The organism is Planococcus sp. APC 3900 (assembly GCF_030407735.1).
In the GTDB taxonomy this organism is placed as follows: domain Bacteria; phylum Bacillota; class Bacilli; order Bacillales_A; family Planococcaceae; genus Planococcus; species Planococcus notacanthi.
Map to the genome: position 1 here is coordinate 808814 of NZ_JASDCT010000001.1, position 12605 is coordinate 821418.

General features: G+C 47.6%; 12 protein-coding genes. All 12 read left to right on the forward strand.

What is annotated here, in order from left to right; translation table 11 throughout:
* The first annotated feature begins 18 nt into the window (after positions 1–18).
* The 12 genes from QMA04_RS04045 (at position 19) to QMA04_RS04100 (ending at position 12439) form a co-directional block, all read left to right on the forward strand.
* Positions 19–390 (forward strand): hypothetical protein, encoded by a 372-nt coding sequence (locus QMA04_RS04045; RefSeq protein ID WP_290184004.1) that lies wholly within the window; start codon positions 19–21, stop codon positions 388–390.
* Between the two features lie 350 nt (positions 391–740).
* Positions 741–1211 carry a transcriptional regulator gene (locus tag QMA04_RS04050; RefSeq protein WP_203339069.1) on the forward strand — a complete coding sequence of 157 codons (471 nt, stop codon included), beginning with the start codon at positions 741–743 and terminating at the stop codon, positions 1209–1211.
* A 699-nt stretch (positions 1212–1910) separates the two neighbouring features.
* Entirely contained in the window at positions 1911–2735 is an 825-nt protein-coding gene (locus QMA04_RS04055; RefSeq protein WP_290184005.1) for a M55 family metallopeptidase, read from the forward strand.
* Between the two features lie 79 nt (positions 2736–2814).
* Entirely contained in the window at positions 2815–3738 is a 924-nt protein-coding gene (locus QMA04_RS04060; protein ID WP_290184006.1) for a S66 peptidase family protein, read from the forward strand.
* 27 nt (positions 3739–3765) lie between these two features.
* The gene (locus QMA04_RS04065; RefSeq protein ID WP_290184007.1) at positions 3766–4704 is read left to right on the forward strand and encodes a C40 family peptidase; all 939 of its coding nucleotides are present in this window, start codon (positions 3766–3768) and stop codon (positions 4702–4704) included.
* 150 nt (positions 4705–4854) lie between these two features.
* Positions 4855–5085 carry a DUF2187 family protein gene (locus tag QMA04_RS04070; RefSeq protein ID WP_225218304.1) on the forward strand — a complete coding sequence of 77 codons (231 nt, stop codon included), beginning with the start codon at positions 4855–4857 and terminating at the stop codon, positions 5083–5085.
* A gap of 775 nt (positions 5086–5860) precedes the next feature.
* Entirely contained in the window at positions 5861–6553 is a 693-nt protein-coding gene (locus tag QMA04_RS04075; protein WP_290184008.1) for a hypothetical protein, read from the forward strand.
* On the forward strand, positions 6546–7844 hold the full coding sequence (locus tag QMA04_RS04080) for an efflux RND transporter periplasmic adaptor subunit (RefSeq protein WP_290184009.1): 1299 nt from the start codon (positions 6546–6548) through the stop codon (positions 7842–7844). The genes QMA04_RS04075 and QMA04_RS04080 overlap by 8 nt, the downstream gene beginning before the upstream one ends.
* A 137-nt stretch (positions 7845–7981) precedes the next feature.
* Complete coding sequence (locus tag QMA04_RS04085) at positions 7982–8251, forward strand: YhdT family protein (protein WP_191714464.1); 270 nt, start codon at positions 7982–7984, stop codon at positions 8249–8251.
* Complete coding sequence (gene panF / locus QMA04_RS04090) at positions 8248–9708, forward strand: sodium/pantothenate symporter (RefSeq protein ID WP_290184010.1); 1461 nt, start codon at positions 8248–8250, stop codon at positions 9706–9708. Before QMA04_RS04085 ends, panF begins: the two co-directional genes overlap by 4 nt.
* Positions 9709–9788: 80 nt before the next feature.
* Positions 9789–10703, forward strand: a complete 915-nt coding sequence (locus tag QMA04_RS04095; RefSeq protein ID WP_290184011.1) for a DMT family transporter — start codon at positions 9789–9791, stop codon at positions 10701–10703.
* Positions 10704–10825: 122 nt separating this feature from the next.
* Positions 10826–12439 carry a M20/M25/M40 family metallo-hydrolase gene (locus QMA04_RS04100; RefSeq protein WP_290184012.1) on the forward strand — a complete coding sequence of 538 codons (1614 nt, stop codon included), beginning with the start codon at positions 10826–10828 and terminating at the stop codon, positions 12437–12439.
* Positions 12440–12605: the final 166 nt, after the last annotated feature.

Consider the following 12605-nt stretch of genomic DNA (forward strand, 5'->3'; position numbering starts at 1 on the left):
CGGATAGGAGAATGATAGTTGTTCAATTCGTTTGTTTTGGAAATCCCCGACTTGCGTTCCGTTTTGCAGCCGAAAGACGTGGTAGCATGGGAAGTAGTAGACGCGAGAGCGGACTTGGTGTTTGGCAAAATCAGTTGGCAAATTTCATCAGAAGGTGAATGTTACAGCGTTCACAACCCGCGATTGTTTCCGGATCATCTGGAGCAGGTGCAGGTCGATTTCAAAATGAACAGGATCATTTTTCATAGAAAGCAAATGAGGGATGAAGAATTTCATATGCTGGTTGCCTATATCATGGACAAAGTATCCATCTATATCAATCCGAACGAAATGCATTTCGTGGTCTCTTCGCCTCGACATCGCCACCAACGGACACGTACCAGAAAATAACGAATTCAATTTCCCAAGTTCTTTGACTGGCTCTTCAGGCAGTTGGAGGGCTTTTTTTTATGTGGCGCCAGAATTGAGGAATGAAGGAGAGGGGATCACCTCGACTGCTTTGAATTGGATGGCATAATCCACTTGCTTAAGACAGACAGTTTAAGCACTTGGCTAAGAAGCAATTTTTTTGTCTTGCAATAATCAAAAAACAATTATTTTATGTCAAAATTGTAACGAAATAATAAGCTTAAACGTCTATTATATAAGGTTATTCTTATGCAATTCTATGTTCGAATAGTGGATTTTATGGTATGATAGTTGTAATCAGAATATTACAAAAAAAGATGGGGGTGAGTCAGATGTTGCATGTGAAGCTCATGAAGCCGTTCTACACGAAGAAAGAAGGGCATTTGGTGAAGTTCGTGTTTGCTTATCAGTACTTCTCTATCATGAAAGACGACGAGCTGTTCCATTTTATTCCTGTGGAAGGCAAGGAGATCATCGTCAACCTCAACACGTTCCAGGTTGAAAACCTCTCCGAAGTCTTCGTCTTCCAGAAAGGCAATCGCTTTATCCGCTTACCTCTCTATCAATTGTTGCTCGTGTCGGATATTCACAGACATCTTCAAGCGATCCTGCAGGAAGAAAGAGCGGAGTTGATCGAAGTGAATGAACAAACTCAGAAAGAAGCGGCCGATGCTATTTATTTCTTGGAACAGGAAAACTACAGCCGAATGATCGATGAGGCATTGAGTTCAGGGGACCGTGAAATGTTCGATGCATTGATTGCCCAACAGCGAGAATCACAACAATTATATGGAGGTTTGTAAAGTGAAATCAGCAGCCTATGGATAGTAACGCCTTGCCAGATACATGGGGAGGCGTTTTTGTATGCAAAAAAAGCACATTAAAAGCTCTTTTCCGTTTGAATGGGAAAAGAGCTTTTAGGTTTCTTCGATATTCATAGGTCACCCCTTACATAAGTGTATAGAAATTGATGAATAGCATAACTGCTGTCGATCCAGCGACTCCGATTGCAAGATCTCCCCAGCCGAGTTCCAGTACTTTGTCAAAATTCATAACGATCCGCTCCTTTTCGATTGGGTTGTGTAAGTGGAAGATCTTACAGGTAAGTAGCAGTGTTTGCTAACTTGTTTTTAGTATAAATGCATCATTCCTAATAAACATCATACGAAATAACTAAAAATTCTAAAAAATAAAATAAAAAGGTTTTATTTGTCCCATTTTGCACTAGAACGGCATTTGAACTTATGGGTTGATATTGGTACATTGATTGATAAAGAGAAACTTCAATCAGTGGGGGTTTTCTTCATCCCCCACTGATAAAAAGCAGAACATAGGCTAAACGCGCTGCGTCCTGCGGCAACGCCTATGTAACCGACATACTGTCGGCCCGATCCAATCGGACTTTTACGATCAGTGGATCTCCCGCTTATAGAAGCGGGAGTCTTACTGCCCGTTAAAGTGGGATAAAGGCTTGTGGAAGTCAGTCGAAAGGGGAATGCCAGATGAAATTTTATTTATCGATGGATATGGAAGGTGTTACAGCTTTGCCGGATTACACTTACGTCGATTCGGCAGAAGCCAATTATGAACGGGGGCGCCGCTTGATGACGGAAGATGCCAACGCCGTCATCTGCGGTGCAGTTGATGCCGGCGCAACGTCATTTTTGGTCAACGACAGCCATTCGAAAATGAACAACCTCATTGCTGAGGAACTGCATGAAGAAGCGGATTTGATCAGTGGAGGCGTGAAAACGTATTCGATGGTCGAAGGACTGGACAGCAGTTACACCGGTGCTTTTTTTGCCGGCTACCACGCACGCGCTGGACAAAAAGGCGTGATGGCCCATTCTATGATCTTTGCCATCCGATCGATGTGGATCAACGAAGTGGAAATCGGGGAACTGGGATTTAATGCGTACGTGGCGGGTTATCATGGGGTTCCGGTTTTATTGGTGGCGGGAGACGATTGTGCTTGCCGTGAAGCGGAGGCCTTGATCCCGAACGTTACGACAGCGGCAGTCAAAAAATCATTATCGCGTTCAGCCGTTCAGACATTGCATCCGAAAAAAGCCCACATACTTTTGCATGAACAAACCATTCGTGCCATCGAGAATCGTGCCAATGTCAAACCGCTGGTGCCGCCGGAGTCGCCGCTATTGAAAATCGAGTTCACCAATTATGGCGAAGCGGAACTGGCTGCCATGATGCCCGGCTGTCATTTGGAAGAAGGCACGACCATCGTTCATTTTCAGGCGAAAGATATTCTGGAAGCCTACCGGGCTATGCTGGTGATGGTCGAACTTGCCATGCAGGCGAAGTTTTGCTGAATCGTGAGTTGATAATGCTTGAGGCATTTCAGGTTATAATGGGAAAAGCATGAATACAGAAAAAGAGGAGTAGATCATTTTGCGGAAATTGCCAAAACGACTGAAAAAAGGGGATACGGTCGGCATCATTGCGCCTTCCAGTCCTCCCAACCAAGAAAACCTGCAAAAAGCATTGCCGTTTTTGGAAGAACTGGGCTTAAAAATCAAACTGGGTAAATCAGTGGATGCGGCCCATGGCTATTTAGCCGGAACAGATGATGAACGTTTGGCTGATCTTCATGCCATGTTTGAGGATCCGGACGTGTCGGGCATCATCTGCGCGGGCGGCGGTTACGGCGCAGCACGTTACGCAGACCGGATCGATTACGCGATGATCATGGAAAATCCGAAAGTGTTCTGGGGATATTCCGATATTACTTTTTTACATACGGCGATCGGGGAATACGCCGAGATGGTGACGTTCCACGGTCCGATGTTGGCATCTGATGTCGGCAAACCGGAATTCCATGAACGGAGCGGCCGCATGTTTGGCCAATTGTTTGAACCGTTTGAGCTGCATTACACAGAGGAAGTAGCGCCGCTTGAAACTATCGTCGGCGGAATTGCGCAAGGCGAACTGGTCGGCGGAAACTTGTCGCTCATCCGCAGCGCAGTCGGCACCAAGTTCGATTTGGATGTCAAAGGCAAGATTCTATTGATTGAAGACATCGACGAAGAGCCTTATGAAGTGGATGAAATCCTGAACCAATTGCGTTTGGCACGGAAATTTGAGGAAGCGGCAGGCATCGTCATCGGCGATTTCAAAAATGTCAGTCCTAAAAAGCGTAAGCCATCACTGACCTTGGATCAGGTATTCAACGATTACTTCAGCGACTTGAAGATTCCGGTAGTGAAAGGCTTTAAAATCGGCCATTGCGAACCGCATTTCTCTGTGCCGCTCGGCGCACTTGCACGGCTGGATGGCGACGCCAAAACCTTGACCATCCTTCCGGGAGTTGAATGAACGAACAATAGAAACGGAGTGAAGAATTTGCTGCAGACAGAATCTACGACGTGGGTATGCAGTGTGCCGGTTGCGACCGTGTGGACGGCGCCGGAAAAAGCGCGTCCGGTCGACGCGGAAGGCATTGCGGAAAATCCCAATATCAATAAATGGCTCCAGGAAATGAGCCGTGAAGACAATAAAGACCTGACCGACAGTGGCCGAATCCAAACACAGCTTCTCTATGGGGAACCTGTGGTAATCGAAGAAGTGGTGGACGGTTGGGCTAAAATTATCGCATTGTGGCAACCGTGCCGCAAAGACGAACGGGGCTATCCGGGATGGGTACCGATGGCTCAGCTGAAGGAAGTCGAAGCGCTGACCGAACTCGGCTATGCCCGTGTAACGGCAAATAAAGCTCAGCTTTGGACAGAAAGCTTCACGCCTTTGAAAGCTGTATCTTTTAATACGCTGCTTCCGGTTAAGGAACTCGGCGAATTCGTCCGCCTGCAAACACCGGATGGCGACGCTTTGGTCATGGCAGATGCGGTGGAAATTGTCGCTGCCTATAACCAGAGTCCAAGAGGGAGCGGCCTGGACATCGCCAAACTAGGCGCCGGATTTTTGGACCTGCCTTATTTATGGGGCGGCATGTCGAGCTACGGTTATGATTGTTCCGGTTTGACCTATAATTTAATGAAGGCAAATGGCGTCATCATTTCGCGCGATGCTGTTGACCAGGCGCTGGAAGGGCGGGAAATCGACCAGGCCGACCAGAATGCCTGGCATATCGGCGATTTGCTGTTCTTTGCTTATGAAGAAGGAAAAGGGAATCTCCATCACGTTGGGATTTACTATGGCAATGGATTAATGCTACATTCCCCGACGCCGGGAAAATCGGTGGAAATCATTGAACTGGCCGGCACAAAACACGAAACGGAGTTATGCGCAGTCCGCCGATTCATGAAAATGGAAGACCATGACTAAAGAAGAGATATCCTCTCTATATTTTCCAAAAGCCTTCTGACACCAGCTTTGTGAATAAAATCATTTGGATCGGGTGTTGGCTGAGAGGTGAAATGGGTGGCAAAATGTGTTATAATGTATAGATAGTGTTTTAAAAAGAGAGGCGTGGTAATGATGGCATTCCAACCCCATGAAAAAGAAGTATCAGAATTCGTAGCAGCCCGCTACATTGGCGAATGGATTTCTTTCACTCGCAACGGCGTCGATGTTAACGGCACCATCTTTAAAATTATGGACAACTCGGTGATTGTTGAAATTTCACCAGAAGACGCAAAAGAAATTGGTGCGGCATCCAACATGACCGTAATTTCACATAAGAAATACCGTATCATCGAAGAATAATTTCAGATGGGAAGAAGGCTGTTCGCCAAGAGCAGCCTTCTTTTTTTATGGTTTTTGAGTGATTCTGTAAGTAGCTTCGACTGCTCTGGAGTGGGTTTCCGCGATAAGCCAGGCAGAAAAGAGGGAGATAATAGCTTTGTAGTGTCTCTATAAATCGCTTCGGCTGCTTTGGGATGGGTTCCGCGATAAGCCAGGCAGAAAAGAGGAAGATAATAGCTTTGTAGTGTCTCTATAAGTCGCTTCGGCCGCTTTGGAGTGGGTGGAGCAATAAGCCAGGCAGCTGAAGATCGCTGCCAGTCTTATTGCTCCACCCACTCTGGGGGCGCGGCTCAGCTGGGGGATGGGGTGATACAAGCATCTGTTTTTGTATGGAATAAATAGGCAGTGAGTGGTTCTGGAAACGCTCGGCAGCGGTGGTGCACGCGCCTTTGCTTAGGATGTGTGAGGCTACATGAGGTTTTGTAGTTGTACAGAATAAGTTTGGGGTTCTACATGAGCTATTCGGCTTTCTACAAGAGTAAGTCATGCTTCTACCTCAACTAGTTTCTGCTCTACATGAAGTTTCTTAGTTTCTACATGAATATCATGGAATTGTGTGCGTGCCAGGCACGCACACAATTTTTCCCGCTTATTCACTTCAACCAATTCCCTATGCCTTTCGGCTCAAACGTTTTAAATATTGTAAAATGTACCAGCTGATGCGTTCCAAAGAGGTTGGTTTTTTGGTAAAGTATAATGAAGCAGAACGTTAAATGCCTTGAAAGGACCAACGCGCATGATATCAGACTTTAAATTCTGGCACTTTTTCCCAAAACAAGGGCAACTCATACATAATTTACAAAACACCGAAATGCGCAATGTCAGTAAACGCATTGCCTGGATTATTGCGATCGGCTTGCTGGTTTTCGCTCTCGGGGAGATTTGGGGCATGAACACAGAATCGCTGACGCCGTTACTGGCAGCGGGCATGTGGGATGCGTATACATTGGCACGCTGGACTTCACTTGCCGGAACACTGCTGTGGGCGGGCTTCTATTTGGCTTTCCATCTTTACATCGCTGCTTTTTTATTCAGCAAAATGCTGAGGATGCCATGGCGTGCAGCGATTGTCATGCAAACTTATGTGACAGCTTTGCTGATTATTGAAAAAGGATTGATTTTCCTGCTGTTTGCCTTGACGGGCTTCACGATGTCCGTATCGATTTTTTCATTCGGACCGATTGCCTCGACGTTTCTGGACAACGAATTTTTAATTTATTTCTTCAACCAATTGACGTTATTCACGTCTTTGATCATTGCGATTCAGTACCGGTTTATTCGTAATTTCACGAAAATCAATCCAAAGCTGATTTTGCTTGGTTTGATTCTGCTTCATATTGTTGCAGCGTTGATCGTAGCTTCATTTAGCCTGATTCCGGTGGACGATATGCTGAGAGGTTTTATGGAAGGGGGCAATCCGTTTGAATAGATTCTTTTTCGTAGGTTTGTCTATCGCGGTCATTGCCTTTTTGACGGCAAATACTTTACTGATGTTCGGTGAGAAAAGCATTTTGCCAAAAAGCGTCTATGTCGGCGAATATCAACAAACGTATGCGCGTACATACGACACCCATTTGTTCAAAGAAGCATTGACAGCACCTCAAGGGACTGTGGAAATCTATGTGCAGGACCACGAAGCGCTTCAGCAGTGGATGGTTAATGAAGGCGACAGCGTAACGGCCGGGTCGGAACTTGCCAGTTTGAACGAAGCGGAATCCGAGGAACAGCGCAAGGTTTGGGAAACACAAAAGACTGCTTTGGAAAGCCAGCGGACTGAAGTGCAAAGTTCACTCACTGCGCTTCAACAGGCACGGGCTGCTCAAGGCGGACCTGTATCACAAGACAAAGCCGACAATTCCGAAATCACCAATGAAGACGATGAAACCATCAAGTTCGACGTGAATGTCTCTGTCGGTGTCGCGGTTCCACAAGATGGATCTTATGCGGCGGGCATTGCGCAGGCGGAACAGCAATTGGCTTCGATCGAATCCCAATTGGCGGTACTCGATGCTCAATTATCGCAAAGCCTGTCGAACCCGTCAGTCATCAGCCCGGTAGATGGAACGGTTTCAAAAATCAACCGGGATACAGAACCATTAAGCATTGAGATCTATTCGAATGAAAAAATATTCCTCAGCTATGTGCTGGCAGATGAATGGCCATTGGTTGAAGTTTCGGACCAAGTGGATATTGAAGGGCAAGGGATCGAAGGCATTGCGACTGGAACGGTTATCAGCGTTTCCGAGATGCCTGCTGAAGAGTCCAAATGGCTCGAGGCCTATCACCAATTAGATCCAAAAGAACAGACCAACCCGCTGGCCTATTACGAAATCCGGATTGCAGCGGATGCTCCGGTTGAAAGTAAGATGCCGTTTGGCAGCAACGTCAACACCGCTATCGCCTTGGAAAAAGCGGAAGATGCTGTTGCCCTTCCGATAAACTGGCTCTTCGACTACGATGGCAGCGCCGGGAAAACCCATACCTTGAACATCAATGGCCGTCCGGATGTCCTGCCGGTCGCCACCAATTTTGAAGTAAGCGGCAAAGCCGTGCTGACTGAAGGACCGGAAGCGGGAATTCTGGTTCTCAATGAAGAAAAGCTTGAGAACTTCACTGCACCGCCTAAAGTCTTCATGCCGTTTCCAAATCATCAGCCGAATTTCGACTATGCCAAGAATACGAATTGGCGTGCGTATGTCGAATATGTACTGGCCCGATAAAATTGAGCTACTCGACCCGAAAGCAGCTGCTTTCGGGTTTTAAATTGGAAGAAAAGCGGACAAATGGGGTTAATCTGCAGCGGGCAATGGTGTACGATAGATGCAGATGAAAAAAGCGAATGAACGGAGTGTATGAAATGGAAGAAACGGATTGGCGATTTAAAGTTGCCCACCGGGAAGCAAAAATCGGCGTCGGCTTGGCGTTGTTCAATTTTGTCTGGTGGTTCGGCTTTGCGTACGGCATGGGCTCACGGCCGGTAGAGGAATACAGCTACGTCTTCGGCTTGCCGGATTGGTTTTTCTACAGCTGCGTTGTCGGATTTTTGGTGATTGCGGTTCTGGTGATCGTCATCGTGAAGTTCTTCTTTACAGATGTGCCATTTGAAGAAGAGGAGGACCTGCAATGAATTACGCAGTTTTAGTGCCGATGATCGTCTTTTTATTGATCATCTTCTTTATCGGCTACTGGGCAAGCCGGAAATTATCAACCACCTCCAACTTTGTCAGTGATTATTTCCTTGGCGGCCGTGAACTTGGCGGCTTTGTACTGGCCATGACCATGGTCGCGACTTACGGCAGTGCTTCCAGTTTCCTGGGGGGACCGGGCACTGCTTACACGATGGGATTCGGTTGGGTATTGCTTGCCATGTCTCAAGTGGTCACCGGTTATTTTGTGCTGATGATTCTCGGCAAGAAATACGCCATTATGGCACGCCGCTACAAAGCAATTACAATGATCGATTTCCTGAAATCCCGTTATGACAGTTCAGCCGTTGTGCTGCTGTCGGCGCTCAGCATCATTATTTTCCTGTTTTCCGCTATGGCCGCTCAATGGATAGGCGGCGCTCGCCTGGTGGAATCACTGACTGGCTTATCGTATAACTCGGCTTTGTTTTTATTTGCGATCAGTGTGCTTGTCTACGTGACGATCGGCGGTTTCCGTGCCGTCGCCTTGACGGATGCTGTGCAGGGAGCGGTTATGCTGATCGGGACGCTGATCTTGCTGATTGCCGTCATCATTGCGGGCGGAGGCATTCCGAATATCGTCAATGACCTCATCAATGAAAACCCGAATTTGGTGACGCCGTACGGAGCAGAAGGCGATTTAAGTGCTGCCTATGTGTCGTCGTTCTGGATTCTGGTTGGTGTCGGCGTTGTCGGCCTGCCGCAGATTGCAGTGCGGGCGATGTCTTATAAAAACTCGCGCTCGATGCACAGAGCGCTGATTATTGGAACAATTGTCACCGGTTTTATTATGCTGAACATGCATTTGATCGGCGTTTTTGCCCGTCCGGTTATGCCGGGCATCGAGATCGGCGATAAAGTTATTCCTCTCATTGCGTTGGAAACTTTGCCGCCTTGGGTCGCAGGCATCGTTCTTGCCGCGCCGATGGCTGCCATCATGTCGACGGTCGATTCATTGTTGCTGCTGGTCAGTTCATCCATTGTCAAAGACGTCTACTTGAATTACATAAAGCCCGATGCTGCCATCAAAACGATCAAACGTGTATCATTTGGCGTCACCGGAATTTTGGGGGTAATCGTCTTTTTGCTTGCCTTAGATCCCCCTGATTTGCTGATTTTCCTGAATTTATTCGCATTCGGTGGGTTGGAAGCAGCCTTTATTTGGCCGATTGTGCTCGGGCTGTATTGGAAATGGGGCAATAAATACGGGGCGATCGCTTCGATGGCTACGGGCATCATCAGCTATATCGGCTTGCATTTCTACAACCTGGAAAACGGCAATTTGTTCGGCGTACATACGGTGACTTTGCCGGTATTGCTGTCGCTTGTGGCGTTTATCGCTTTCAGTTTGCTGATCGGCAGGAAAGCTTATAATTACAACGCATCACCGATTAAATAAAGTTTTAGGCGTTTACAGATAGCTGAAACAGGCGTAAAATACAGGCTTATATTCGGATAGTGGAAAGAAGGTCTTCGCGAGTGAATCAGTGGAAAATTTACGGCATCCTGACAGCAGTTATGATTGTCTGGGGCTTTAACTTAGCCTCTGTTAAATACATGGTAGCGTTTGTGGATCCGGTCACATTGACAGCGTTTCGGATTTTGCTGGCAGGCATGTCGGTCATCGGTATCCTGGCGGGTTTCAAAATGCTGCGCTGGCCGGCTAAAAGCGACTGGAAATACATCTTTCTCGGTTCGCTTCTGAATGTCGTGGCCCACCATTATTTCCTGTCGAACGGGCTTAGTCTGACCACTGGCTCGAATGCCGGGTTGATTCTTGGGACAGGCCCGATGCTGACAGCGGTGCTGGTTTCATTGATCATGAGAAACGTGCCGTCTCGCCTACAATGGCTGGGGGTAGTGGTAGGTTTTGCGGGAGTAGCCGCGACCGTACTGGTGGGAAATGGCGCAGCCACTGGTTTGAACCTCGGAGACATTTTCGTCTTCCTGTCGATTCTGGCACAGGTGCTTAGTTATATCGTCATCGCCAATGCCGCACGTTCGCTGGATCCGCGCTTGCTGACAGGCTATATGTTTATTGTAGGAGCTGTGGTTCTGTTCATCATCTCGCTCATTCAAGAACCGGGGGAAATCCGCGCGTTCGCTGCTGTACCAACATCATTTTGGGTCGCGTTCCTGTTCTCAGCCATGCTTGGGACAGCGGTCGGCCATATGCTCTATAATTATTCCATTGGCCAGGCTGGCCCGACCAAAGCTGCCATCTTCATGAACTTGAATACGTTATTCTCCTTAGTGGGAGCCAGCGTGATTTTGAATGAACAAATCACTGCCGGCCACATTTACGGACTTGTCCTGATTGTCATTGGGGTATTGTTCGGTTCCGGTGCAGCAGAAGATTTATTGAAGAAACGCAAAAAACGGCTCTCGAAATGAGCCGTTTTTTTTATGGATCAAGCATGTATGCTTTTTTTCGCGCCCTCTTTTTATTTTCAGGCAAGTTCACTATAATAGAAGAAAGTTAGACAGCTATGAACAATCAGAGGAGTGAACATGCCGTGGCCACATTATGGGGAACACCGGAGAAATTACAGGAATTATTGTGTGAACTTGTCAGTTGGAAAAGCCTGACTTTGACCGATGGAGAAGTGGAGTTTGCCTATAAGTTGAAGGATAAACTCATGGAGCTTCCGTATTTCCAGGAACATCCGGAATATATCGGAATGGGTGAAGTGAATTGGGAGCGCCAAAACGTAACAGCTCTCTACAAGCACCCGGAAGCGGTCGACACCATCGTCCTGCTCAGCCATTTCGACACGGTCCATACAGGAGAATACGGAGATCTGGAACCCTTGGCGTGCAGTCCTGATAAACTGGCAGAGGCATTTAAGCTGATCCGCGACGAACTGGATGCAGATACCTTAAGCGACCTCGATTCCGGCGAATACCTTTTCGGCCGCGGCACCATGGACATGAAAGCAGGCTTGGCGCTGCACATGGCATTGATCGAAAAAGCCTTCATCGAAGAATGGCCGATCAATTTGCTGCTGATGACCGTACCGGATGAGGAAGTCAACTCGGCCGGCATGCGCTACGGTGTTTCCAAGCTGCTGGATCTTGAACGTGAACACGGACTTGAATTTATTCTGTTCCTGAACGGCGAACCTGTTTTTGCAATGAAACCCGGCGACAAGGCCCATTACCTCTACACGGGATCAATCGGAAAAATCATGCCATCGGCGCTGTTCTACGGCAAAGAAACGCATGTCGGTGAACCATTGTCAGGCATTACATCAAGCTACATCTCGACTTATCTGACACATCGCATGGAATGGAATCCGAATTTCAAGGAAGTCGTCTATGGTGAAACCACGCCTTTGCCGGTAACCTTGACGCAACGTGATTTAAAACTGTCTTATTCTGCGCAGACGCCTTATCGCACGGCTGCCATGTACAATGTCTTTATGATGGAACGTACGGCGGAAGAAGTTTTCGAGATTTTTGAGACCGTTGCCAATGAGGCGGCAGCACACTGCGAGCGCGACTACCACGCGATGTGCGAACGCGAAAACATCGAACCGGTCGGCAGTATCCGTGTCATGCGCTACGAAAAGCTGATGGAATATGCACTCAATAAATTCGGCAATGACTACGTCACCGATTTGCTGCGTGATACGCTGATGCATCCTGAATGGGATGTGCGGGAAAAATCGATGCATGTCACCGACATCCTGCTCATCAACTGCCAGGAACTGACGCCAGCCATCGTGCTGATGTACGCGCCGCCTTACTACCCACCCGTCAATTCATCCGAAAACGAGCTGGTGAAGCTATGCGTCGCGCAAGTGACAGCCAACGCCAAAGAAAAATTCAACCTGGACATCGAACAAGTCCATTACTTCAACGGCATTTCAGACCTCAGCTACGTCAACTACAACGACCAAAGCGACGGCTGGATCACCTATGAAAACAACACACCTGTCTACGGCGATCCCTACAGCATTCCGTTCCAGGCAATGAAACAATTAACGGCGCCCGTTTTGAACGTCGGCCCTTACGGCAAAGACGCCCATAAACGCACCGAACGCCTCCATATCAAAAACACATTCGAGGAAATGCCTATTCTCTTAGAAGAAATGATTCTCTCGATCCCTGTAAAAAGCCACCGTTGAGGTGGTTTTTTTCTTTGGCTAGAAAAGATTACAGGGCAGCAGTGAAAACTAAAAATGGGAGAATAATGAGAGCAAGCAAACTGCTTTCATCGTTTTAGTTCAAGGGCTGTTTTGTGGCTTTTCGCGCGCGAAAAGCGTGTTTTGGGGTTGGCATATGGGGTGTTGG

Bases quoted from the DNA above. Each gene is read 5' to 3' on its own strand.
- QMA04_RS04075 (WP_290184008.1), top strand. From the start codon at position 5,861: ATGATATCAGACTTTAAATTCTGGCACTTTTTCCCAAAACAAGGGCAA.
- QMA04_RS04050 (WP_203339069.1), top strand. From the start codon at position 741: ATGTTGCATGTGAAGCTCATGAAGCCGTTCTACACGAAGAAAGAAGGG.
- panF (WP_290184010.1), top strand. From the start codon at position 8,248: ATGAATTACGCAGTTTTAGTGCCGATGATCGTCTTTTTATTGATCATC.
- QMA04_RS04055 (WP_290184005.1), top strand. From the start codon at position 1,911: ATGAAATTTTATTTATCGATGGATATGGAAGGTGTTACAGCTTTGCCG.
- QMA04_RS04085 (WP_191714464.1), top strand. From the start codon at position 7,982: ATGGAAGAAACGGATTGGCGATTTAAAGTTGCCCACCGGGAAGCAAAA.
- QMA04_RS04070 (WP_225218304.1), top strand. From the start codon at position 4,855: ATGATGGCATTCCAACCCCATGAAAAAGAAGTATCAGAATTCGTAGCA.